Source organism: Saccharopolyspora rhizosphaerae, from assembly GCF_003931915.1.
Classification (GTDB): Bacteria; Actinomycetota; Actinomycetes; order Mycobacteriales; family Pseudonocardiaceae; genus Saccharopolyspora; species Saccharopolyspora rhizosphaerae.
This window is the reverse complement of record NZ_RSAA01000035.1, coordinates 448,057-471,748: the sequence shown is the minus strand read 5'-3', so window position 1 is coordinate 471,748 and position 23,692 is coordinate 448,057. Positions and strand designations below refer to the sequence as shown.

Annotated in this window: 22 protein-coding genes; 15 read left to right on the top strand and 7 right to left on the bottom strand. The window is 69.0% G+C overall.

Translation table 11 applies throughout. The annotated features are described in order from the left end of the window. Nucleotides 1–183 precede the first annotated feature (183 nt). From secY to map, 3 genes are all read left to right on the top strand, one after another. Nucleotides 184–1,497 carry a preprotein translocase subunit SecY gene (gene secY / locus EIL87_RS25130; protein WP_125093043.1) on the top strand — a complete coding sequence of 438 codons (1,314 nt, stop codon included), beginning with the start codon at nucleotides 184–186 and terminating at the stop codon, nucleotides 1,495–1,497. Between the two features lie 194 nt (nucleotides 1,498–1,691). After that, complete coding sequence (locus EIL87_RS25125) at nucleotides 1,692–2,246, top strand: adenylate kinase (RefSeq protein ID WP_125093042.1); 555 nt, start codon at nucleotides 1,692–1,694, stop codon at nucleotides 2,244–2,246. A gap of 97 nt (nucleotides 2,247–2,343) precedes the next feature. Then, nucleotides 2,344–3,138, top strand: coding sequence for a type I methionyl aminopeptidase (gene map, locus EIL87_RS25120; RefSeq protein ID WP_125093349.1), 795 nt, complete (start codon nucleotides 2,344–2,346; stop codon nucleotides 3,136–3,138). A gap of 40 nt (nucleotides 3,139–3,178) precedes the next feature. Here map and EIL87_RS25115 read toward each other — a convergent pair whose 3' ends face one another. Continuing rightward, nucleotides 3,179–3,775 (bottom strand): class I SAM-dependent methyltransferase, encoded by a 597-nt coding sequence (locus EIL87_RS25115; RefSeq protein ID WP_125093041.1) that lies wholly within the window; start codon nucleotides 3,773–3,775, stop codon nucleotides 3,179–3,181. Nucleotides 3,776–3,887: 112 nt separating this feature from the next. Further along, nucleotides 3,888–4,523 (bottom strand): class I SAM-dependent methyltransferase, encoded by a 636-nt coding sequence (locus tag EIL87_RS25110; RefSeq protein WP_407690574.1) that lies wholly within the window; start codon nucleotides 4,521–4,523, stop codon nucleotides 3,888–3,890. Between the two features lie 367 nt (nucleotides 4,524–4,890). Here EIL87_RS25110 and infA point away from each other — a divergent pair, with 367 nt between their 5' ends. From infA to truA, 8 genes are all read left to right on the top strand, one after another. Further along, nucleotides 4,891–5,112, top strand: a complete 222-nt coding sequence (gene infA / locus EIL87_RS25105) for a translation initiation factor IF-1 (RefSeq protein WP_009948665.1) — start codon at nucleotides 4,891–4,893, stop codon at nucleotides 5,110–5,112. A gap of 53 nt (nucleotides 5,113–5,165) precedes the next feature. Beyond that, nucleotides 5,166–5,279: a 50S ribosomal protein L36 gene (gene rpmJ, locus EIL87_RS25100; RefSeq protein ID WP_093414693.1), complete on the top strand. Its 114-nt coding sequence runs from the start codon at nucleotides 5,166–5,168 to the stop codon at nucleotides 5,277–5,279. Nucleotides 5,280–5,437: 158 nt separating this feature from the next. Next, complete coding sequence (rpsM, locus tag EIL87_RS25095; protein ID WP_125093040.1) at nucleotides 5,438–5,818, top strand: 30S ribosomal protein S13; 381 nt, start codon at nucleotides 5,438–5,440, stop codon at nucleotides 5,816–5,818. Between the two features lie 25 nt (nucleotides 5,819–5,843). Next, complete coding sequence (gene rpsK, locus EIL87_RS25090; RefSeq protein ID WP_093414154.1) at nucleotides 5,844–6,248, top strand: 30S ribosomal protein S11; 405 nt, start codon at nucleotides 5,844–5,846, stop codon at nucleotides 6,246–6,248. A gap of 27 nt (nucleotides 6,249–6,275) precedes the next feature. Continuing rightward, nucleotides 6,276–6,881: a 30S ribosomal protein S4 gene (gene rpsD, locus EIL87_RS25085; protein WP_125093039.1), complete on the top strand. Its 606-nt coding sequence runs from the start codon at nucleotides 6,276–6,278 to the stop codon at nucleotides 6,879–6,881. A gap of 151 nt (nucleotides 6,882–7,032) precedes the next feature. After that, the gene (locus EIL87_RS25080; RefSeq protein WP_125093038.1) at nucleotides 7,033–8,115 is read left to right on the top strand and encodes a DNA-directed RNA polymerase subunit alpha; all 1,083 of its coding nucleotides are present in this window, start codon (nucleotides 7,033–7,035) and stop codon (nucleotides 8,113–8,115) included. Between the two features lie 50 nt (nucleotides 8,116–8,165). Continuing rightward, nucleotides 8,166–8,687, top strand: coding sequence for a 50S ribosomal protein L17 (gene rplQ, locus EIL87_RS25075; protein ID WP_125093037.1), 522 nt, complete (start codon nucleotides 8,166–8,168; stop codon nucleotides 8,685–8,687). A gap of 17 nt (nucleotides 8,688–8,704) precedes the next feature. Beyond that, complete coding sequence (truA, locus tag EIL87_RS25070) at nucleotides 8,705–9,586, top strand: tRNA pseudouridine(38-40) synthase TruA (protein WP_125093036.1); 882 nt, start codon at nucleotides 8,705–8,707, stop codon at nucleotides 9,584–9,586. Here the strand turns inward: truA and EIL87_RS25065 are convergent. From EIL87_RS25065 to eccE, 3 genes are all read right to left on the bottom strand, one after another. After that, nucleotides 9,520–10,500: an endonuclease domain-containing protein gene (locus tag EIL87_RS25065; protein ID WP_125093035.1), complete on the bottom strand. Its 981-nt coding sequence runs from the start codon at nucleotides 10,498–10,500 to the stop codon at nucleotides 9,520–9,522. The two genes, truA and EIL87_RS25065, sit on opposite strands and share 67 nt — an antisense overlap. A gap of 453 nt (nucleotides 10,501–10,953) precedes the next feature. Further along, entirely contained in the window at nucleotides 10,954–11,685 is a 732-nt protein-coding gene (locus EIL87_RS25060; RefSeq protein ID WP_125093034.1) for a hypothetical protein, read from the bottom strand. After that, the gene (gene eccE / locus EIL87_RS25055; protein ID WP_125093033.1) at nucleotides 11,682–12,995 is read right to left on the bottom strand and encodes a type VII secretion protein EccE; all 1,314 of its coding nucleotides are present in this window, start codon (nucleotides 12,993–12,995) and stop codon (nucleotides 11,682–11,684) included. Before eccE ends, EIL87_RS25060 begins: the two co-directional genes overlap by 4 nt. 164 nt (nucleotides 12,996–13,159) lie before the next feature. On the opposite strand from eccE, the gene eccB reads away from it, so the two are divergent. From eccB to EIL87_RS25040, 3 genes are all read left to right on the top strand, one after another. Beyond that, nucleotides 13,160–14,716 (top strand): type VII secretion protein EccB, encoded by a 1,557-nt coding sequence (gene eccB, locus EIL87_RS25050; protein WP_125093032.1) that lies wholly within the window; start codon nucleotides 13,160–13,162, stop codon nucleotides 14,714–14,716. Between the two features lie 150 nt (nucleotides 14,717–14,866). After that, complete coding sequence (locus EIL87_RS25045; RefSeq protein ID WP_125093031.1) at nucleotides 14,867–15,178, top strand: hypothetical protein; 312 nt, start codon at nucleotides 14,867–14,869, stop codon at nucleotides 15,176–15,178. A gap of 1 nt (nucleotide 15,179) precedes the next feature. Further along, nucleotides 15,180–16,220, top strand: coding sequence for a WXG100 family type VII secretion target (locus tag EIL87_RS25040; protein WP_125093030.1), 1,041 nt, complete (start codon nucleotides 15,180–15,182; stop codon nucleotides 16,218–16,220). Between the two features lie 164 nt (nucleotides 16,221–16,384). Here the strand turns inward: EIL87_RS25040 and mycP are convergent, their stop codons facing one another. Both mycP and eccD read right to left on the bottom strand, forming a co-directional pair. Further along, a complete protein-coding gene (mycP, locus tag EIL87_RS25035; RefSeq protein WP_125093029.1) occupies nucleotides 16,385–17,779 on the bottom strand; it encodes a type VII secretion-associated serine protease mycosin in 1,395 nt (464 codons plus the stop codon). A 14-nt stretch (nucleotides 17,780–17,793) separates the two neighbouring features. Further along, nucleotides 17,794–19,236, bottom strand: coding sequence for a type VII secretion integral membrane protein EccD (eccD, locus tag EIL87_RS25030; RefSeq protein WP_125093028.1), 1,443 nt, complete (start codon nucleotides 19,234–19,236; stop codon nucleotides 17,794–17,796). A gap of 311 nt (nucleotides 19,237–19,547) precedes the next feature. Here eccD and eccCa point away from each other — a divergent pair, with 311 nt between their 5' ends. After that, on the top strand, nucleotides 19,548–23,633 hold the full coding sequence (gene eccCa / locus EIL87_RS25025) for a type VII secretion protein EccCa (RefSeq protein ID WP_125093027.1): 4,086 nt from the start codon (nucleotides 19,548–19,550) through the stop codon (nucleotides 23,631–23,633). Nucleotides 23,634–23,692 lie beyond the last annotated feature (59 nt).

Genomic DNA, 23,692 nt, shown 5'->3' with positions numbered 1-23,692 from the left:
CAGCAAGTTGACACTCGTGAGGGTTCGGTCGCTGTCCGTATCCGCCCCTCGGCCTGCTAAAGTCGCGCGGTAGTGCCGTGGGTGACCGCGGCCTTGTCCAAGGAGTTTCCCGCCGTGCCGGCTGGCGAAGCCGGCCGCTTGTTTTCCGGCCGGTTCCGACCGGCTCGCGTACAGGAGGTTCGCGTGCTCGGCGCCTTCCGCTCGGCTCTGGCAACGCCGGACCTGCGCCGCAAGATCCTGTTCACGCTGGGGATGGTGGTGCTCTACCGCCTCGGCGCGACGATCCCGTCGCCCGGTGTGTCGTACCCCAACATCCAGCAGTGCATCGAGCAGATCCAGGGCAGCGGCGCTGAGAGTGTGTACTCACTGCTGACCCTCTTCAGCGGTGGCGCGCTGCTGCAGCTGTCGGTGCTGTCGCTGGGCATCATGCCCTACATCACCGCGAGCATCATAATCCAGCTGCTGCAGGTGGTCATCCCTCGCTTCGAGCAGCTGAAGAAGGAAGGCCAGTCCGGCCAGGCCAAGCTCACCCAGTACACCCGGTACCTGACGATCGCGCTGGCGGTCCTGCAGGGCACCGGCATCGTCGCGCTCGCGGTGCGCGGGCAGCTGTTCCAGGGCTGCTCGGTCTCGCCGATCCCGGACGACTCCGTGCTGAACCTGATCACCATCGTGGTGGTCATGACCGCCGGTGCCGCCGTCCTGATGTGGATGGGCGAGCTGATCACCGAGCGCGGCATCGGCAACGGCATGTCGCTGCTGATCTTCGTCTCGATCGCCTCGCGGATCCCCGCCGAGGGCGGCAACATCCTGACCTCGCACGGCCCGCTGGTGTTCGCGATGGTCTGCCTCTTCGCGATCGCGATCATCGCGACCGTCGTCTTCATCGAGCAGGCGCAGCGCCGGATCCCGGTCCAGTACGCCAAGCGGATGATCGGCCGCAGGATGTACGGCGGCACGTCCACCTACCTGCCGCTGAAGGTCAACCAGGCGGGCGTCATCCCGGTCATCTTCGGTTCGTCGCTGCTGTACCTGCCGCAGCTGATCGGTCAGCTGGCCGGCAACCAGGACAGCTGGTGGGCCCGCTTCCTGCAGACCTACATCGTGGATCCGTCCAGCTGGGTGCACATCCTGCTGTACATGCTGCTGATCATCTTCTTCGCCTACTTCTACGTGTCGATCACGTTCAACCCGGAAGAGCGGGCGGACGACATGAAGAAGTTCGGCGGCTTCATCCCCGGTATCCGGCCCGGTCGGCCGACCGCGGAGTACCTGAGCTTCGTGCTCTCCCGCATCACCCTGCCCGGTTCGCTGTACCTGGGCATCGTGGCGATCCTGCCGATGTTCTTCCTGGGCTTGACCGGCGGTCAGGGCCAGAACCAGAACTTCCCGTTCGGCGGCACCGCGGTGTTGATCATGGTCAACGTGGGCTTGGACACCGTGAAGCAGATCGAGAGCCAGCTCACGCAACGCAAGTACGAGGGCTTCCTCCGGTAGGCTGGAGCGTCCGGGCGTGCGTGGAACACGCCCGGACCAGCGTGCTTGTCCTTGCGTGCGATATCGCATGGGCGTGTTCGCCCGCCCGTCGCCGATGCGTAGGGTGGTTGGGATCGCTGCGCCGTTGGTACGGGGCGGTGCGGCGTAGCTCGTCAGCAGTTGGCGCGCGATGGTGAGGATTCGGAGGCAGACCCTTGGTGCGATTGGTTCTCGTCGGCCCGCCGGGTGCCGGCAAGGGTACCCAGGCGGCCGTGCTCAGCGAGAAGCTCGGCGTGCCGCACATCTCCACCGGAGATCTGTTCCGCGCGAACATCGGCAACTCCACCCCGCTTGGCCAGAAGGCCAAGAGCTACATGGACGCCGGTGAACTGGTGCCGGACGAGGTCACCAACGAGATGGTGCGCGACCGCCTCGGGGACGAGGACGCAGCCCAGGGCTTCCTGCTCGACGGCTACCCGCGCAACTCCGCTCAGGCCGAGGTGCTCAGCGGTATCCTCGCGGAGAAGGACCTCGAGCTGACTGCGGTCGTGCAGTTCGACGTGCCGGAGGAAGAGCTGGTCAAGCGCATGCTGGCGCGCGGCCGCTCGGACGACACCGAGGACGTCATCCGCCGCCGGCTGGCGGTGTACCACGACGAGACCGAACCCATCCTGGACTACTACCGGGACAAGGTCATCAAGATCGACGCCTTGGGCTCGATCGAGGAGATCACCGGTCGCGCGCTGGAAGCGCTGCGCAACCACCAGTGAACTTCGCTCGGCCGGTCACCGCTGGTGGCCGGCCGTCGTCATTCCATCCGCCGGGCGCGACCCGGCGCCGTCTGGACATACTTCGAAGGTGAGTGCCTTGTTGCGTCGGGGGAAGGGCATCGAGCTCAAGTCGCGCGGTGAGATCGAGGCGATGCGCGCCGCGGGTCTCGTCGTCGCACGTGCGCTGGCGGCCGTCCGGGAGAAGGCTGTTCCCGGTGTGAGCACCGGTGAGCTCGACGCCATCGCGGAGCAGGTCATCCGCGATGCCGGCGCGGTGCCCTCCTTCAAGGGTTACCACGGCTTCCCCGCTTCGATCTGCGCGTCGCTGAACGAGAAGGTCGTGCACGGCATCCCGTCAGTGCGCGAGGTGGTCTCCGGGGGCGACCTGCTGTCGGTCGACTGCGGCGCGATCCTCGACGGCTGGCACGGCGACTCCGCCGTCACGCTGGCCATCGGCGAGATCAGCGAAGCCGACCGCGCGTTGTCGGCCGCGACCGAGGCCTCCATGTGGGCGGGCATCGAGAAGGTCCGCGCGGGCAACCGCCTCACCGACATCTCGCACGCGGTGGAGACCGCCGCGCTGGCGGCGGCCGAGGCCGACGGACGCGAGTACGGCATCATCGCCGAGTACGGCGGTCACGGGATCGGCACCCAGATGCACATGGAGCCCTTCCTGCCCAACCTCGGCAAGCCTGGCCGCGGGCCGAAGCTGCGCCCCGGCATGTGCCTCGCCGTCGAGCCGATGCTCACCGGTGGCACCGCGGAGACCGAGGAGCTCGACGACGCCTGGACCGTCGTCACCGCCGATGGCTCCCGCGCGGCTCACTGGGAGCACACGGTCGCCATCACCGAGGACGGCCCCTGGGTCCTCACCGCCCCCGAGGACTCCTGACCGCTCACCCGAGCCGCACCCGCCCCAGGGATCACAGCCGTCAGCCCTTGGGGCGGCGGCAGGCGTAGACGCGGGCCGGAGGCACGTTGCGCCACACGGCGCTGCGGGGGAACACCTCGTCGAAGGTGTCGTGCAGGGCGCCGATGAACTCCCTGGTCTGGGAGCGCCACAGGGTCGTCAAGTAGGTGACGGTGGTGAACACGCCGTCCGGGCTCATCACCGCGGCCGCCTCGTGCAGGAGTTCGCGCTGCTCGTCGGCAGGCAGCAGGGTCCACGGGATGGAGCTGATCACCGCGTCCACCCGGTCGACGCCGACGTCGGCGAGGATCTTGCGCAGGTGGGACGCATCGCCCTGGACGACTTCCAGCCACGGCTTGGTGCGGTTGAGGTAGCGCACCAGCTGGGGGTCGATCTCCACCGCCAAGTGCCGGGACCCCGGTGCGGTGCGCTGCTGGATCGGTCCGCTCAAGGCCCCGGTGCCCGGACCCAGTTCGAGCACCGTGCTGGCGCGGAGGCTGGGCACCACGTCGGCGACCGCACGTGCCACGTGCTCCGAGGTCGGCAGCACCGCGCCCACCTGGGACGGGTTCTGCACGGCACGGCGCACGAACATCAGGTACTCGTGCGGCTTGTTCATGGTTCCTCGCCCTCCCCGGGTTGGTGCCGCCCGACCGTAACGGGTGCGCGGTCGAGCCCCCCACCCGACCGATCCAGGCGTTTCGCCTGGAAGTACCCGGTTGAGGGTTTCCTCAGACGAGGGGACGCCGGCAGAGGTAGTGCAGGATCGGCGGGAAGTTCCGCCACGTGGTGTGGGTGAGGACCTCGTCGAAGGTCTCGTGCAGCCGCCCCCGGAAGCGACGCGCGTTCCGGGTCCGCTCGGCGGGCAGGTAGGTCAGGGCGGTGAAAGCGCCGTGGGGCTTGAGGGCCTGCGCGGCCTGGCCGAGGATGCGGTCCTGGGTGGCGTCGTCGAGCAGCGACCACGGGATGCTGCTGATGATCGCGTCGACCTTCCCGATGCCCTGGTCGGCGAGCAGGCCCTGCAGCTCGCCCGCGTCACCGTGCACCACCTCGAGCCAGGGCTTGTGCTCGCGCAGGTGCGCGACGAGGTCCTCGCCGAGCTCGATGCCCAGGTGCCGGGCGCCGAGGGGCAGCCGCGCGTGGATGCCGTCGGACAGCGATCCGGTGCCGGGGCCGAGCTCGACGACCACGGGCTTGCCCGTGCTGGGCACGACCTGCGCGACCGTCGCGGCCACCGCTGCGGAGGTGGGCGTGGCGGCGCCGACCATGCGCGGGTTGCGCACGGCGGTGGTGAGGAAGGTCCGGTACTCGGCGAGCTTGCCGGTCACGGCCTGCACGGGAGAGCCCGTGGACTGCTGAGCTGTCACGCTGTTCCTCGGTCCTTCCAGGGGTGGGCGCCCCGACGCCGGTGTCGGAGGTTCGATTGCGTGGTCGAAACTAGTGAGCCCGCGAAGATCCGCGCAAGCCGACGACGCGGTCGGAGGCCGCGTGAGCAGCCCCGATGTGTGGTGCTCATCGGGCTGCGCGTACGATGGACTACCGGCGCACGAGTGGCGCCGGTTCGTTGTGCCCGAGTGTCCGTCCGCGCGCTCTTGAACAGAGTATCCGGATCGGGTGTCCGTCGGTATTTCGAATCGGAACCCGCGTGTGCCGGTCATGCGTGCCGGGGCCTCCGGGACGCGTGGCTGGGGCTGAGCGCCCCGCAAACCGTCACCGTCACGAAACGCGGAGGACATGGGCAAGAAGGACGGGGCCATTGAGGTCGAGGGTCGGGTGATCGAGCCGCTTCCCAACGCGATGTTCCGCGTCGAGTTGGAGAACGGCCACAAGGTCCTCGCGCACATCAGTGGCAAGATGCGCCAGCACTACATCCGAATCCTCCCCGAGGACCGGGTTGTGGTGGAGCTCTCGCCTTACGACCTCTCCCGTGGGCGCATCGTCTACCGCTACAAGTGACCTCCACGGTGTCCGGGGAGACCCGGACACGCGTCCAACAGGAGAGCACGACCGTGAAGGTCCAACCGAGTGTGAAGAAGATCTGCGACAAGTGCCAGGTCATCCGTCGTCACGGACGAGTCCTGGTGATCTGCGACAACGCCCGGCACAAGCAGCGCCAGGGCTGAGCAGACCACTTCGGTCGCAGCAGACATCGAGAAGAACTCCCACGACCTGTCGGCTCGAGAGCTGAGTCGGCTGACCTCCGGACCAGGCCGGGGCTCCGCACCACGTGCGGAGGCGGCGAGGGAGCAGACCTGGACTGATCGAAGGAGAAGGAGCCGACATGGCACGGCTCGTTGGCGTCGACCTCCCGCGCGAGAAGCGCATGGAGATCGCGCTTACCTACATCTTCGGGATCGGCAGGACCCGGGCCAAGGAGATCATCTCCGGCACCGGTGTCTCGCCGGACGCGAAGCCGCGTGACCTCGACGACGAGCAGCTGACCAAGCTGCGCGACTTCATCGAGGAGAACTACCGCGTCGAGGGTGACCTCCGCCGCGAGGTCCAGGCCGACATCCGCCGGAAGATCGAGATCGGCTGCTACGAGGGTGTGCGCCACCGTCGTCACCTGCCCCTCAACGGGCAGCGGACGAAGACCAACGCGCGCACCCGCAAGGGGCCGAAGAAGACGGTCGCCGGCAAGAAGAAGGCCGGGAAGAAGTAAGCCTCGCTAGGAGAAAGCTGAAGCTATGCCACCCAAGGCTCGCGCCGGCGCCGTCAAGAAGGTGCGGCGCAAGGAGAAGAAGAACGTTGCCCACGGGCAGGCTCACATCAAGAGCACGTTCAACAACACGATCGTTTCGATCACCGACCCCACCGGTGCGGTGATCAGCTGGGCCTCTGCCGGCCACGTCGGGTTCAAGGGCTCCCGCAAGTCCACCCCGTTCGCCGCGCAGATGGCCGCCGAGAACGCGGCTCGCAAGGCCGCCGAGCACGGCATGAAGAAGGTCGACGTCTTCGTCAAGGGTCCGGGCTCGGGCCGGGAGACGGCGATCCGCTCGCTGCAGGCCGCAGGCCTCGAGGTGGGCACCATCCAGGACGTGACCCCGCAGCCGCACAACGGCTGCCGCCCGCCGAAGCGTCGTCGGGTCTGAGCCGCGGGAAAGGAGTAAGGAACACCAATGGCTCGTTACACCGGTCCCGCGACCCGCAAGTCCCGTCGTCTCAAGGTTGACCTTGTCGGCGGAGACCAGGCCTTCGAGCGTCGCCCCTACCCGCCGGGGCAGCACGGTCGTGCGCGCATCAAGGAAACCGAGTACCTGCTGCAGCTCCAGGAGAAGCAGAAGGCCCGGTACACCTACGGCGTGCTCGAGCGTCAGTTCCGCGCGTACTACGAGGAAGCCAACCGCCGCCCCGGCAAGACGGGTGAGAACCTGTTGCAGCTGCTGGAGTGCCGGCTGGACAACGTCGTGTACCGCGCTGGTCTGGCCCGCACCCGGCGGATGGCCCGGCAGCTCGTCAGCCACGGGCACTTCCTGGTCAACGGCAGGAAGGTGAACGTCCCCAGCTACCAGATCAGCAAGTGGGACATCATCGACGTCAAGCCGAAGTCGCTGGGCACCACGCCGTTCCTGATCGCCAAGGAGACCCTGGGCGAGCGCCCGGTTCCGGCGTGGCTCCAGGTCGTGCCCTCGAACCTGCGCATCCTGGTGCACCAGCGCCCGGAGCGCGCGCAGATCGACACCCCGGTCACCGAGCAGCTCATCGTCGAGCTCTACTCGAAGTGACGCGTCCCGCCGGCGGCCTCCTCCACGGGTGGTCGCCGGCGGCCGCAACCAGCGGTGGCGGTGCAGGAATCCGTCGCCGGCCCGCGAGCGATCGCGGGCATGCCATTCCATCGGCGTCATATGGCGGGCGCCGTGAGGAAAGGAACACGAAGTGCTCATCTCCCAGCGACCCACACTGTCCGAAGAGGCCGTGTCGGAGACCCGCTCCCGGTTCGTCATCGAACCGCTGGAGCCGGGCTTCGGTTACACCTTGGGCAACTCGCTGCGCCGCACGCTGCTCTCGTCCATCCCGGGGGCGGCGGTCACCAGCCTGCGCATCGACGGTGTGCTGCACGAGTTCACGACCATCCCGGGTGTGAAGGAGGACGTCACCGACGTCATCCTGAACATCAAGGAGCTCGTCGTCTCCTCCGAGGAGGACGAGCCGGTCACCATGTACCTGCGCAAGCAGGGCCCGGGTGAGGTCACCGCGGCGGACATCGTCCCGCCGGCGGGTGTCACCGTGCACAACCCGGAGCTGCACATCGCCACGCTGAACGCGAAGGGCAAGCTGGAGATCGAGCTCGTCGTCGAGCGTGGTCGTGGCTACGTCCCCGCGATGCAGAACAAGCAGACCGGTGCTGAGATCGGCCGGATCCCGGTCGACTCGATCTACTCGCCGGTTCTGAAGGTGACCTACAAGGTCGAGGCCACTCGTGTCGAGCAGCGCACCGACTTCGACAAGCTGATCCTCGACGTCGAGACCAAGCCGTCCATCACGCCCCGCGATGCGGTGGCGTCGGCCGGTCGCACTCTCGTCGAGCTGTTCGGGCTCGCCCGCGAGCTCAACGTCGATGCCGAGGGCATCGAGATCGGTCCGTCGCCGGCGGAGGCAGACACCATCGCGGCCTACGCGATGCCGATCGAGGACCTGGATCTCACGGTTCGCTCGTACAACTGCCTCAAGCGGGAAGGCATCCACACCGTCGGCGAGCTGGTTTCGCGCAGCGAGGCCGACCTGCTGGACATCCGCAACTTCGGCGCGAAGTCCATCGATGAGGTCAAGATGAAGCTGGCCGGTCTGGGCTTGGCACTCAAGGACAGCCCGCCCGGGTTCGACCCGTCCGCTGCTGCGGCCGAGTACCCCGCGGAGAGCTGGACCGCCGAGGACGAGGTCATCGTCGGTTCCACGGGTCCCGTCGAGGACAACGGCTACGACGACGGTCAGGACTACGCGGAGACAGAGCAGCTGTAGCTGTGTTGCGCGTCCGGGGTTCACCGGCGCGCCCTCGAGAGGAGCAACCGATGCCCACCCCGACCAAGGGTCCGCGTCTCGGCGGGTCCCCGTCGCACGAGCGGCTCATCCTGGCCAACCTGGCCACCTCGCTGTTCGAGCACGGTCGGATCACCACCACCGAGGCGAAGGCGAAGCGGCTGCGGCCGATCGCCGAGCGGCTCATCACGAAGGCCAAGAAGGGCGACCTGCACAACCGTCGCGAGGTCATGAAGACCATCCGCGACAAGGACGTCGTGCACAAGCTCTTCGCCGAGATCGGCCCGTTCTTCGCCGACCGCAACGGCGGTTACACCCGCATCATCAAGACGATGCCGCGCAAGGGTGACAACGCGAAGATGGCCGTGATCGCGCTGGTGACGGAGAAGACCGCCACCGCCGAGGCCGAGGCCGCCCGCGGCACCAAGTTCGCCAAGGACGAGCCGAAGGCCGAGGAGCCGAAGGCCACCGAGGCGGAGGAGACCACCGAGGCCCAGGCCGAGGTGGAGGAGACCGCCGAGGACACCGCTGCCGAGAAGAAGGACGAGTCCTGATCCAGGCCGGTGATGCTGTGGACGAGCCCGCTGCCCCCGACGGGGACGGCGGGCTCGTTCGCGTGCGCCTGGACCTGTCCTACGACGGGACGGACTTCAAGGGCTGGGCCAAGCAGCCAGGTCTGCGCACGGTGCAGGGCTTGGTGGAGGACGCGCTGGCCAAGCAGCCCCCGGGCCGCGAGGTGCCCGGGTCGGTGGTGGTCGCGGGCCGCACTGACACCGGCGTGCACGCGACGGGACAGGTGCTGCACTTCGACGTCGTCCCGACGGATCCCGCAGCGCCCGGCCGGTTGCCGGTCGACGAGCGGGGGATCCCGGACCTGACGCGGATGGCTCACCGGTGGAACCGCATCCTGCCGCCGGACGTGCGGATCACGGGCGCCCAGGTCGTGCCGCCGGAGTTCGACGCGCGGTTCTCGGCGCTGCGCCGGCACTACCGCTACCAGGTCTCCGACGCCCCGTGGGGCGCGGATCCGCTGCGGCGCAGGGACACCCTGGCCTGGAACCGGCCGCTCGACGTGGACGCGCTCAACGCGGCCTCGCGAGAGCTGGTGGGCCTCAACGACTTCGCTGCCTACTGCAAGCCGCGGGAGGGCGCGACGACGATCCGCGAGCTGCAGCGCTTCACCTGGACGCGGGTGGAGGACAACCTCCTCGTCGCCGACGTCTCGGCCGACGCCTTCTGCCACTCGATGGTCCGCAGCCTCGTCGGCACGCTGCTGATGACCGGCGACGGCCGTCGCTCGGACTCCTTCCCGGCGGAACTGCTGGCGAGCCAGACCCGGACGACGGCGGTCGCTCCGCCGCACGGCCTCACGCTGCGCGCCATCGACTACCCGCCGAACGACGAGCTGGCCGCCCGGAAGAACCAGACGAGAGCCACCCGAACCCTGCGCTGACGCGGCCGCCCTCGAAGTTCGCGCGAAGTTCGACGATCAGGGCCGCACCCGAGGGCCTTCTTCACCTGGTTCACCACGGCACCGGGCGTGCCGCAGAGGTCGTCCCGGGTGACCACGACAACGGTCCAGCCGCACTCGCGGAGCCGTTGCCGCCGAACTTCGTCCTTCGCGCGTTGTTCTGGCCGGGCATGCCAGTTCCCGTCGTGCTCGACCGCGACCTTCTCCTCCTCGAAGGCGAGGTCGGGGCGCGCCACGACGTTGCCCTCCAGGTCGAAGACTTCCACCTGCGGGGTCGGGGTCAGGCCCGCTCGGACGAGCTCCACGCGGAGCACGGATTCGGGGATCGACTCGGCACGTGCGTCCACCAGCGCCAGCGCGCGGTGAGCCTTGCGGTAGCCGTAGTAGTGCCGTTCAGCGATGAACTCGTGCAGCGACGTCTCGTCGACGAGGCCGGCCCGCAACATCGCGTCGCAGTTGGCCACGGCGAAGCGGAGCGTGTGCCGGGCCAGCACGTCGAAGGCCGCGCGGGTCATCCGGGCGAGGCGGATGCCGTGCCAGGGGACGAGTTCGTCGTCCGTGCACGTGCGGGCCCACGCGCGGAGGCCGAAGCGGCGGTTCATGTACTTGTGGTCGCTGACGAGCACTTCGACGGGGTCGTGCGGTCCGGCGAGGTCCGCGCCGAGCAGGGTCGCCGCCGAACGTCCTGTGATCACCGCGTTGGCGGGCAGCGTCATCGCCGCGGCGCGACAGCGGAGTTGGTGGATGACCACCGCGTCGCGAACGGTGTAGACCCCTTGCAGCACCCTGGTGAAGTACTTGGCCAGCTTGTGGTCGGAGATGCCCTGTGCCAGTGCCTGGGCCCGCGTGAACAGCGGCGGACGTCGGCGCTCAACGTCATCAGCAACGAAATCCATGCGGCATGGAGTGGCCACGAACGACACGGTGTGTCACGGGAGAACAGACATCTGTGGAAGGGCAGACGACCTGTGCACAACCCACGGTGACCCTCCGGGTGGAGCCTTCGAACTTCGCGAGGAATCTGAGGGCTGAACGCGAGCTTCAGAATTCGACCGAAGTTCGACGGCTGGGTCTGGGGTTCGAACTTCGCGCGAAGTTCGAGGGGGTCCGCTCGGGTGCGGTGCGGTGCGGTGCGGTGCGGGTGTGGGTGCGGATCCGGGGGATGCTGTGGCCGGGCGCGTGGTTGATGGCGTCCTGGGGGCGCGGGGAGGAAGGCCCCCGGGGACTGGGAGGTGGTTCTGGTGCCTTTCTCGGCTCTTCCGACGCCTCGGGCCTCGCGGTGGGGTTCAGTGCCCCTGGAAAGCAGGAAACCCCCGGGGATCCGAGGGTTTCCTGCTGTGCTGGTTCGGTCAGTCGCCTCGGCGGATGGGGCCGAGGATGTCCTTCTCCTTCTGGTTGGTCACCAGGCGGATCATCGTCCAGGTCATGTTGCCCAGCGCGATGAGCTGGTCGTCCTGCAGCTGCGTGAGCGGTTGGACCTGGTGGTTGCGGAGGCTCCAGATGCGCTGCGCGAGCTGCGCCTGGTTCAGCGGCAGCCGCTGCAGCAGCACCAGGTCCGCGGTGTTGGCCGCGGTGCCACTGCTGACCTGCGGGTGCAGGTAGGGCAGCACGTACATGGTGGTCTGCCACGGGTGGCGCGGCGGGAACAGCTCCTGGGGGACCGCGCCGCCGTCGTGGATCACCAGCAGCGGGGTGTCCTCGGAGGACCGCGGCAGGTCGAACGGTGCGAGGCGGCGGATCTGCACCAGCGGAACCGGTTTGCCGTCGGGGGTTTCACCGGCGGCGCGTTCCAGCACCTTCCACGCGGCGGGACGGCCGGTGGCGATGATCACCCACGCGCCGGTGGCCATCGCCCGCAGCGCGAGCTGGCGGGCCAGGTAGAGACCGCCGACGGTGACCATGCGGGTCGGCAGCGAGCGCAGGATCGACGCCGCTTGGGCCTCGCCCTGCGGGTCCGATCCAATGATCACGCCACCGCGGTCGCCGGACGGGCTGATGGCGTCCAGCGTCTCCGGGGTGACCATGAATTCCGGTGCGACGCCCTGGTTGCTGGGAACGTCGATCGTCCTGCTTCGGCTCATGCCGCACCTCCGAGCGGCAGCGTCGCTGCGTAACCGGCCAGCTGCGAACCCCGCAGCGGCGTGAGGGTCAACCCGAGTCGGTTGCTGATGGCCTTCAGCCGCGCGTCGGCGGTGTCGAGCTCGGCGGGCGTGCGGGCGGAGACGCGCACCAGACCGCGCAGTCCGACCTCACCTTCCTCGCCGACCGGTGAGACCGACAACGCGATGCTGGTCGACAGCGCTCGGATGCCGGTGAGCGCGTTGAGGCTGTCGTTCATCTGGTTTGGCCAGGACGTGATGGCGTAGCTGGAGTGGCCCACGCCTCCGGCGGTGACGCCGTCCCAGCGCTCCTTGAGGCCGACCGGCCGCTGCGAACCGAGCACGCTGTGCAGTTCCGCGGAGGAGATGCCGGCCTGCAGCAGCTCGTCCGGGTCCAGCGGACGGGTCGGAATCCCGTGCTGCTCCAAGGAAGAACGCACTCGGGAGAGGGCACCGATCAGGGCGCGCTGCGCGCCGAGCACGCCGCCGCCACGCTCGCCGATGGCCTTCGCGCACCGCTGCGGGTCCAGCCGCACGGCGATCCACGTGGTGCGTCGAGCGGCGGCGGGAAGCCGGCCCAGCACCTCCATGTAGGAGTTCAGCGCGGGCGAGTTCGAGGGCAGCGCAGCGCTTCCCGGGTAGCAGTGCCAGATGGCCTGGATCGCGTCGAGGACGACGCCACGGTCCTCCAGGCACGGCACGAGGGCGCTCAGCGGCAGGTTCGGCGCGTTGTCCACGGGGTTGAGCAGCGAGGGGGTCGGCTCGACCATGAGCACCGCGGTCCACTTGCCGTTGTGCCACGACATCCCGACCGGGTTGCGGTCGTGGTCCTGGGCGCGGGCGATCACGAGGTCCTCGACGACGAGGCGCAGCAGCGCGACCCGGTGGTTCTCGTCCGGGCCGATGATGCCGTCGCCGTCCTTGTCCTCAGCGGGTTCGGTGGCGTCGACGTTGGCCGGGTGCGAAACGCGGGTGTGGTTGCGGCTGCGGTACTCCAGCACCTGCCCGAACCACTGCGTGAACCAGCGGCCCCGGCGGCGCAGCAGGGCGATGATCAACGCCAGCAGGACGACGCCGCCCCCGATGGACCACATGACGGGATCGCGCGGGTTGATCAAGAAGACACCGGCCCCGATTCCCAGGCCGACTTCGATGAGCACGATGTTGGCCGCCGGGATTCCGGCGAGCGTCACGCCGTTGATCCGCCGACGTCGGGCGCGGATCCGCGCGCGGGTCGGGCTGGCGGGCCCGGGAGCCTTCGGCTGGGCCGGATGTTGTGTGGGCACGGACATCCGTTCGGTCTCTCCCCCTCGCAGGTAGGTGCGGCGGACGCGTTCGTCGGAGTTGAGCCGCGTGCAGAGAATACTGACGGAGTCCGCCGAACCGCACCCATTCGGTATATCTCAGCGACTATCCTGCGGAACCGTACCTCGGACGGGAGAGCTGTAGGCGAAGAATGGCATCAACACCCACAACGAAGTCACAGGTTCAGGCCTATCGGTTCGTGCTTCGCCGCATGGAGTCGGCGCTGGTGCGGAAAGACGCGGTGATGCTCCACGATCCGATGGGCTCGCACAAGCGAGCCACGATCGCGGGTGCGGTGCTGGCGGCCGTCGGTGTGATCGGGTTCCTCGTCTGGGGCCTGTTCGGCGGCAAGGGCACGGTTCCCGAACCGGGGAACATCGTCGTCGCCAAGGAGAGCGGCAGCGTTTTCGTCGTCACCTCCGACGAGAAGGCGCAGAAGCGGCTCATCCCGATGCTCAACATGGCATCGGCGAAGTTGCTGGTCATGCAGCAGGGCGGCAAGCAGGGAAGCGGCGCTGTGCCGACGACCACGGTCAAGGAGGCGGCGCTGGCGGACTTCCCGCGCGGTCCGCTGACCGGCATGGTCAACGCCCCGACCTACGTGCCGAGCGCGGACAACCCCGCCGAACCGTCGTGGGCGATCTGCGACGTCGGTCAGGTGCAGGGCAACCTCAGCTCGTCCCGTGTGGAGGCCGCGACGAAGGTCGAGACGACGGTCATCGGTGGTGACGGCCACCACGGCGTCGAGCTCGACCCGAAGCAGTCGTTGTTCGTCGAGGACCAGAGCTCGGGCGACGAGTACCTGGTCTACCGGGTCGACCGGGACGACAACACCCACGCCGTGAAGTCGAAGATCGGCAAGAACGAGACCGTGGTCCGCGACGTCTTCGGCCTCAACGGCGTGACTCCGCGGACCATCAGCACCAACATGCTGAACGCGATCCCCAGCGTGCCGGACCTCGAGGTCCCGGACATCCCGGGTGAAGGGGGCACCGCTCAGTACTTGAACCGCTACAAGGTCGGCGACGTCGTCAAGCGCAGCGTTCCCGGTGAGGCGGAGCAGTTCTTCGTGCTGATGCAGGACGGCAAGCAGGAGCTCAGCGCTCAGGGTGCGGCGGCCGTGCTGCACGCGGGCAAGTTGTCCAGCCGCGACATCCCGAACGTCACGGGTGCGATCACCGACGCTCCGTGGACCGAGAAGCCGCTCAAGTTCGACCACTTCCCCATGTCGGTGCCGAAGCCGGTGTCCTTCCAGCAGGCCGACACGTCCTGCCTGAGCTGGAAGAACGTCAACGGCTCGCAGGTGATCACGGTCACCCTCAACAAGGGCACCCCGGCGGTCAAGCCCGCGGTGAAGCTGGCGCAGTTCGACGGCTCGGGCCCGAAGGTCGACTACTACTACGGTCCGGCGGGCAAGTCCGCTGTCGTGCGCGGCACCTCGAACGAGGCCGGCGCTCGAAGCGGCCCGATCTTCCTGGTGTCCGACCAGGGCGTGCAGTACGGGGTCAAGGACGTCGCCACCGCGCAGGGACTCGGTGTCGTCAAGGGTGCCGGCGACATCAAGGCCGGACCGTCCTGGTTGATGCGCAGCCTGCCGCGCGGTGACTTCCTGGACCCGGCCGGTGCGAGCGTCACCTACGACTCCGTGCCGGTCGCGCCGGGTGGCGTGAACCGGCCCGCTCCGAAGCCGCAGGCCGGAGGAGCGTGAGTGGTCCCGGTGCGCGCGGAGAACTCCGCGCGCACCGGGGAACCGAACCCCCGGTGTCGAACGTCCGAGGACACGAGCGAACCGCCCGCAGCCACGGTGAGCTGCGGGCGGTTCGTCTTAGGAGCGAGATCCGATCTTGGAGGTGGGCGGATGTCGGGGCTCAGGATCGACGTCGACTGGCTGGCAACCCACGCGCGGCAGGTCCGCGAGGCCGGTGAGGACATCACGAGCGGACGTGCGAAGTTGACGGAAGCCGAGCTCGCCGGTGAGTCCTTCGGGCAGGTCGGGCGCTGTTCCGGTGCCCTCGAGGCTTACCAGCGGTTGTGCGAGCAGCTCCTCGATCGGCACCGCACGGCCGCCGAGACGCTGACCAGCGCTGGCGAGGAGTTGCGCGAGGTGGTCGACCACCACGCGGTCGGTGACGACGACAGTGCTGTTGACCTGCGCAGACAGGAGGCGTGACATGTCGACCGAGCACTTGCGCCACCTCGCGGGCCTGGCCGACGAACTCGGTGTGGCGCACTCCATCCCCGCCGATCCCGCGGAACTGACCGGGCGCCCGGAGGACTTCCGCACGGCGGCCCAGGTGTGGCGGGAGGTGGCCGCGATCGTCGAGCAGTCGTCCGGGGACGTGGACGGCAAGCTGGGCGGGATCGACACCGCGTGGCAGGGCGCGGACGCGGAGGCGTTCGTGGCGCACGTCCGCGACGCCGGGCTGGCGGGCAAGGACCTCGTCGACTCGATGACGGCGCTGGCCGAGACCTTGGAGCACACCGCGGAGGGTGTCGGTGCGCAGCAACGACGTCTGATCGAGCTGACCGCGGAGGCTGCCGAGGACGTCGAGGCCGCGATGCGCGCGGGTGAGACCGGCCGCGCCCGCGACCTGCTGGCCGGCCTCGCCGAGCCGGTCCGCGAGCAGCTGGAGTCCATTGCGGACCACTACGCGACCTTCACCCGCCTCTGCGACGACATGGCCGGGGTGGCGACGCGCGAGCCCGGGCGCTGGGAACCGCAGGCGCCCGGGGACGTGCCCGCCGCGACCGCGGGAGTTCCCGAGGCCGCCGGCACGTCGCCGGCGAGCGCCTCGGAGGAGTCCGGCGAGGAGCAGTCCGCCTCCGGGGCGGCTGCAGGCGGCGTCGCCGCGGGCGCCGCCGTGGGGGCAGCGGGCGTCGGGATGGGCATGATGCCGATGGGCATGATGGGCGGCGTGCTCGGCCGGCGCGGCGGGAACGCGGAGCGGCAGAACGCCTCGCGCTTCAAGTCCAACCCCGAGGAGCTCTTCGGCACACCGCCGGACGCCCCGCCCGCGGTGTTCGGGGACCAGCCGGAAGCCCAGCAGGCCTCCGGGGAGGACGCCCGGGACGCCGCGGACAGCATCGACCTCCCGTCGACGCTGCAACCGGCGCCGCCGAAGCCCTCGATCGACGAGGTCCTGGCTCCCACGGTGGATCCCGGGTCGAAGGCACCCGACGCGAACGGGACGGCTTCGAAGTCCCGGGATTGAAATCCAGCCGCCGCGGGTAGTCGTGGCGGGACCACGCCAGATCGGGCGGGGGTTGGAAAAGGTCAGTCCGAAATGTACCTTTCGGACTGCGCGGTGTGGATGCGAGAAGGGCCGTCTCCCACGGGAGACGGCCCTTCTTGTTCGTCCTGGTGCGGTGACCCGCGTCAGCGGTTCTGGCGTGCTCGAGCACGGACGCTGCGGATCGCGTTGGTGAGGAACGCGGTGAAGACGATGCCCGCGACCCCCACTCCTGCGCCGCCGATCGCGACGATGATGGCCGGGAAGTCCTTCTGCTGCAGGGCGTCCGCCGCCAAGCGCGTCGGCTTCTTGGGCGGAACGGGCTTGCCGTGCTCCGCCGGGACCACGTCCTGCAGCGCGGCCATCGGGTCGATCATGCCGTACCCGACGATGTCGTTGCGGCCGTTGACGCCGCCCGGGTGCAGCGCGGTGGTCTTGATCCGCTCCATCACCTGGGCCGGTTTGAGCGTCGGGAACTTCTCCTTGATCAGCGCCGCGACACCGGACACGTACGGCGCCGCGAAGCTGGTGCCCTGGATCGGGCCCATCTGCCCGTCCTGGCCTTCGGAGATCTGGCTGACCAGCCCGTTCCCGCCGACACCGGGGTCGACCGCGATCAGGTTCTCACCGGGTGCGGCGACGTCCACCCACGGTCCGGGAACGGTGAACTCGGACGGCGCGCCCTCCTGGTTCACCGACGCCACCGTCAGCACGTAGTCGTCGAACCAGGCCGGGAGCACGGCCGTGGACGGGCTGCCCGGCGAGTTCTTCTGGCAGTTGCCACCGACGTTGCCCGCTGCGGCGACGATCACGATGCCCTGGTTGTAGGCGTTCACCACGGCGTTGTGCAGCTTCTGGTTGCCCGCGTCGCCGTACCGGGACGCCTGCGCGATCGCCTGGCACGACGACTGCGAGATGTTGATGACCGTCGCGCCCCTGCCGGCGGCGAGGTTGATGGCCTGCGCCATCGTCTCGGTGTTGCCGACCGTGGAGTTGGTGCCGTCGTCGACGAACAGGTTCGAGGTCTGCCGGATCGACAGGACCCTCGCGTCCGGTGCGACACCGACGTAGCCGGTCTCCCCGGTCGGATCGGGGTCCGCGGTGATGATGCCGGCCACGATCGTCCCGTGACCGTCGCAGTCCTGGGTCCCCCGGCCGTCCGCGGTGATGGACGTGCCACCGGACTCCACGGCCCCCGCGCCCAGCAGTGGCTGGTTGTTCACGCCCGTGTCGATCACGGCGACCTTCTGGCTGGCCCCGGTCAGCCCGAGCTCGTGCGCCTTCTCGTAACCGAGGACCAGCTGGCTCCACGGCTTCTCGGGGATCGTGCTGCCCGGACTGCCGCTCATGCAGCCCTGCTTCTGCGGGTAGTTCTGCGTGTCCAGCGAGGACCCGGTCTGCTGGCTCGGGTCCAGCGCCGGTGGACCCACCTGCTGCGCGATCGCCGGGGCCGTCGGTCCGCTGAGCCCGAGGACGCCCACCGCGGCGCACAGCGCGAGTCCGCGTCGTGCACCGCGCGAGCGGGGGTGCTTGAAGCCCATGTGCGAGGTCCCTCTTAGAAGTTCAGGTTCAGGTCGCGGATGGCCATGTAGAGGTCCATCGCGGCCAGTGCCAGCGGGAGCACGAGGGCGATCAGAACGGCTTCGAGGATGTCGACCATCCGGCGCTGCACGGGCGAGAACCGGCGGTTCGGGAACACCACGCCGAAGATCACCGCGAGGCCGCCGAGGATCAGCAGCGGCGGGAACACCGCCGCCATGTACAGCGGGTTGTCGGCGACCTGCACCAGCAGTCCGACGGCGATGCCCGCCGAGGCCAGCAGGCCGCTGAACAGCAGCGCCAGCGCCTGGCTGCCGTTGGCGTAGTTGCGGCCGCGCAGCAGCAGGACGGCGGCGACGACGATGGCGAAGGCCGCGCCCCAGATCTTGTTGTCGACGGCGGCGACCATCGCGCCACCCGCGGCGACGAGACCGCAGCCGATGATCAGACCGGTCATGTACTGGTGGGCCAGTCCGGTCTGCCGCTCGATCATCCGGAACTCGGGGAAGCCGGAGTCCTCCTTGAGGTCCTCGGCGCTGCCCGGCACGTGCGGCAGCGGCAGCTTCGAGAGCTGGATGGTGATGCGCGGCAGCAGGGAGATCCCGGCCAGAGCCACGGCAGCGGCACCGGCGGCGACGCCGGCGACGTGCGCTGAACCGATCAACGTGGCGACGGCGAAGGCGATGGTGCCGAAAGCGCCTGCGGTGGCGGCCGCGATGAAGGTCACGATCCCCGCGCCGATCACCATGATGGAGATCGAGGCGAAGATGAACACCAGCGCGCTGCCCAGCAGCAGGCGGGGTTCGAGCGTGTTGCCCGGAACCATGTTGAAACCGGCCACGAACGCCATGGGCAGACCGCCCGCGGCGGCGATGACCGTGCCGGTCGTGGCGGCCCCGTAGGCGCGGGTGACCATGGACCCGATGGCGGTCGCAAAGATCGCGACGACCATCCCGACGACCGCGGCGACCAGCTGGTACACGACCGCGGTGGTGCCCTGGACGGATTCCGGGTGCAGCATTCCGGCCGGACCGGAGAGACCGAGAGCCGCGGCAGCGGCGACGAGGCCCAGAGCTCCGGCGGTGTGGCCGACCTTCGCGGAGGTCTCCTTGGTCCACGGCCGGTAGCTGCCCGGTTCCGCTTCCGCGAGAGCGTCGACGACGTCGTCGTAGAGCGGTGGCGGCGGGTCGTCCGAACGGCGGCGCAGTTGCAGGATGTCGCCGTCGACGACGCCCTGCGAGGACAGCGACTGGCTCGGATCGAGGGCCGCGCTCTCACCGAGCTTGGCCAGCACCCAGCCACCGTGCCGCGAACCGCCGTCCGGGGTCATCTCGCGGGCCATGTCCAGAAGCATCGGCAGCAGGTCTGCCACCGACACGTCTGAAGGCAGCGCCAGGTCGATACGAGTTGTAGGCGCCACCACCGTCACGCGGCTGAACACCGTGGTCCCGGTCGCCACTTGGGCCCCCTACTCCCTGAAGTTGATCGTCGTGCGTTCACTTGTCGCGGGCTCGATCCAACCAAGGCCGGGTTTTCTGGTCGAAACCCACCCGCCCGATCGAAGAGCGCCCCTAGTATGGCCACACCGACCGTCCACGGGTGACGGGTTTGGCGGAAGTCGTATCAACTACTTGGTATCTGGTTGGTCACGCTGTGCCGGACCCCGTCATCCCGAGCTGCGCGGCAGTGAACAATGCTGGCTGCGAGTTCGACGAGCACCGGAGGTCTTCTGGTGTTTCCAGGCACGTCTGAGAAAGGTTGTTGCGTCCGGTGAGCACGCTGCAGTTCAAGCGAACGCCACGCCTGGCCGCTCCCAGGCCACCGGGCGGGGAGGTGCACCTCGAACCACCGCCGGAGATCCCGCGGACCATCCCGGGAAACATCGTTCAGAAGGTCCTCCCGGGCCTGATGATCGTGGCGTCCCTGGGAATGATGGCCTTCATGTTCACGCGGGCCAAGAACAACCCGATGATGATGATGATGCCGATGATGATGCTCATCTCAACATTCGGGATGATGGTCGGCGGTGGCCGGGACGGCAGTCAGAAGAAGGCCGAGATGGACGAGGACCGCAAGGACTACCTGCGGTACCTCGGCCAGATGCGCGACCGCGCCCGCGAAGCCGCTGACGAGCAGCGGCTGGCCCGCGAGTGGGTCCACCCGGACCCGCAGACCCTGTGGTCGCTGGCGGCGGGCAGCCGCCGGATGTGGGAGCGCCGCCCCAACGACAACGACTTCTGCCAGGTCCGCGTCGGCCGCGGGTCGCAGCGGTTGGAGACCCGCCTGGTCCCGCCGCAGACGGGCCCGGTCGACGAGCTCGAGCCGATCACCACGCTGGCGCTGCGCCGCTTCGTGCGCGCGCACTCGCTGGTGCAGGACCTGCCGATCGCGACCTCGCTGCGCGGTTTCGCCGCGGTCGGGTTGCAGGGTGAGAAGGAACAGGTGCGCGCGCTCGCCCGCGCGATGCTGTGCCAGCTGGCGACCTTCCACACGCCCGAGGACGTGATCATCGCGGTCGCCAGCTCCGGGCAGGCGCGCCGCGAGTGGGAGTGGGTCAAGTGGCTGCCGCACGCGCAGCACCCCACCGAGACCGACGGCATCGGCCAGATGCGGCTGATGGCGGGTTCGCTGGCCACGGTCGAGAGCATGCTCGCGGAGCAGCTGGCGGACCGCCCGCGCTTCCAGCGCAACGCGGCCCCGCCGGAAGGCCAGCCGCACGTCGTGATCCTGATCGACGACGCCGAGATCAGCCGGGAAGAAGCCCTCTACGTCGAGGGCGGCCTGGCCGGCGTCACGATGATCGACCTGTCCGACCTGCTGGGGCCGCTGACGGCGCGCCGCGGCATGCGGATGGTCGTCGAGGGTGACCGCATCGGTGCCCGCGGGGGCTCCGGTGTGGAGTGGTTCGGCAAGCCGGACGCGCTGACGATGGAGGAGGCGACGTCGCTGGCCCGCCAGCTGGCCCCGTACCGGGTGGCCGGCGGTCCCGCGCTCGACACCGACTCCGGTGGCTACGAGCCGCTGACCACGCCCCTGAACTACATCGAGCAGCTGGGTCTGGCCGGTGACGTGGTCACCTTCGACCTCAACGAGGCGTGGCGCCCGCGGCCCACCGACGACCTCTACAAGGTCGCGATCGGTCCTGGTGAGCAGGGCGAGATCGTGCACCTGGACATCAAGGAGACCGCCTCGGGCGGGATGGGCCCGCACGGCCTGTGCATCGGTGCGACCGGTTCCGGCAAGTCGGAGTTCCTGCGCACCATCGTGCTGGGCCTGATGGCCACGCACTCCTCGTCGATGCTCAACTTCGTGCTCGTCGACTTCAAGGGTGGCGCGACGTTCAACGGGTTCGACACCGCACCGCACGTGTCGGCGTCGATCTCCAACCTCGAAGGCGACGGCTCGCTGATCGACCGCATGCAGGACGCGCTGGCCGGTGAGATGAACCGACGCCAGGAGGTCCTGAACAAGGCGGGCGCGAAGAACGTCTGGGACTACCGGAAGATGGCCGAGGCGGGCGACGAGCACTGCCAGGAGCCGCTGCCCGCGCTGTTCGTCGTCATCGACGAGTTCTCCGAACTGCTCTCCCAGCAGCCGGAGTTCGCCGAGCTCTTCGTGATGATCGGTCGACTGGGCCGTTCGCTGCAGGTCCACTTGCTGCTGGCCTCGCAGCGCCTGGAAGAGGGCAAGCTGCGCGGTCTGGACTCCCACCTGTCGTACCGGATCGGTCTGAAGACGTTCAACGCGGCCGAATCCCGGGCTGCGATCGGTGTTCCGGACGCCGCGGACCTGCCGGCCAGCGGTGGTCACGGGTACCTGAAGCACCCCAACGGCATGGAGCGGTTCCGCGCCGCCTACGTCTCCGGCCACATGCACCAGACCAGCGGTCGTCGCCCGACCCTGCGGGGCGGTGCGTCGCCGGTGACCGGCGAGAAGATGCCGCGCTACTTCATCCCGGACTTCATCGAGAAGCCCCCGGAACCGGAGACCCCGGTGGAACCGGAGGTCACGGAGGAGTCCCAGGAGCCGGAGCTCACCGACTTCCAGATCGTCATCGACAAGATCACCGGGCAGGGCATCGCGGCCCACCAGGTGTGGTTGCCGCCGCTGGACGCTCCGCCCACCTTGGACACCTTGCTCCCGCCGCTGCAGCAGACCGACGACCGCGGCTACACCGCCGCCGGGTACTCGGGCAGCTCCCGGTTGCAGATCCCGGTCGGCATCATCGACGTCCCGTACCACCAGCGGCAGGACCCGATGATCCTCGACCTGTCCGGTCAGGGCGGTCACGGCGCCGTCGTCGGTGGTGTCGGGGCCGGCAAGTCGAACGCGATCCGCTCGATCATCGCCTCGGCCGCGTTGACGCACACGCCGCAGGAGATGCAGTTCTACTGCGTCGACCTCGGTGGCGGTTCGCTGACCGCGCTGCGCGGGCTGCCGCACGTGGGCGGCTACGGCTCCCGCCGCGATCCGGACACCGTCCGCCGGTCGATCGCCGAGCTCAAGACGGTGCTGGCCGAGCGCGAAGGCCGGTTCCAGCAGCTGGGCGTCGAGGGCATGAACGACTACCGCAACCGCAAGCGTCGCGGTGAGTTCGACGACGACCCGTACGGCGACATGTTCCTGGTGATCGACGGGTGGCGCGCCTTCCGCGAGGAGTTCGAGAACCTCGAGCAGGACGTGCTGAACCTGGCCTCCAACGGTCTGGCCTTCGGCATCCACGTGCTGATCACCGCCACGCGCTGGGCGGAGATCCGGCCGGCGATGAAGGACCTGATCCAGACGCGCATCGAGCTGCGGCTGGGTGACCCGAGCGAGTCGGAGGTCGACCGCAAGGCCGCGGTGAAGGTGCCTCACGGCCGTCCCGGCCGCGGCATGCACGAGTCGAAGCTGCACTTCCTGATGGCGTTGCCCCGCGTGGACAGCGAGAACATCGGTGACCGCGTCGAGGTCGAGACGCAGGCCGCCGAGGAGGAGCGCCGTCCCGCGAGGATGGGCTGGGAGCTCTACAACGACGACGTCTCCGAGGGCGTCGCCGACCTGGTCAACCGGGTCAAGAGCTCGTGGAAGGGCCGCCCGGCGCCGCAGGTCCGCCTGCTGCCGGAGCTGCTGCCCTACCAGCAGCTCCCGCGTCCGGAGCAGCAGCCGAACCCGAAGCTGGTGCCGATCGGCATCAACGAGGACGGCCTGCACCCGGTCTACCTGGACTTCCGCGCCGAGCCGAACTTCTACGCGTTCGGCGAGAGGGAGTCGGGCAAGACCGCGCTGCTGAAGACGATCGTCCGCGGCATCACCGAGCGGTACACGCCGAAGGAAGCGCTGATCCTGCTGGTGGACTACCGGCGCTCGATGTTGGGCTTCCTCAACTCGCACCTGCTGGAGTACTCGGTCAGCGCGGACCAGCTCAAGAGCAACGTCAAGGACGTGACCGCCTCCCTGAAGAAGCGGCTGCCCGGCCCGGACGTCACGCAGGAGCAGCTGCGCGACCGCTCGTGGTGGAAGGGGCCGGAGCTGTTCGTGGTCGTCGACGACTACGAACTCGTGGCACCGCAGGGCAACAACCCGCTCGCCCCGCTGGCGGAGTTCATCCCGCAGGCGACGGACGTGGGTCTGCACATCGTCCTGGCCCGCAACTCCGGTGGTGCGGGACGGGCGCTGTACGAGCCGCTGATCGGCAAGATGCGCGAGACGTCGGCCCCCGGCCTGGCGATGAGCGCGAACAAGGACGACGGTCAGCTGGTCGCCAACATCAAGTCGCGCCAGCTGCCCCCGGGCCGAGGCACCCTCGTCAGCCGCACCCTGCGCGGCGGCCCGCAGATGATCCAGACAGCGATGATCACCGACCAGCCGCAGTGATCTGAGCACCGGAGAGCCTCCCCTCGACCACGTCGAGGGGAGGCTCTCGCGTTCGGGGT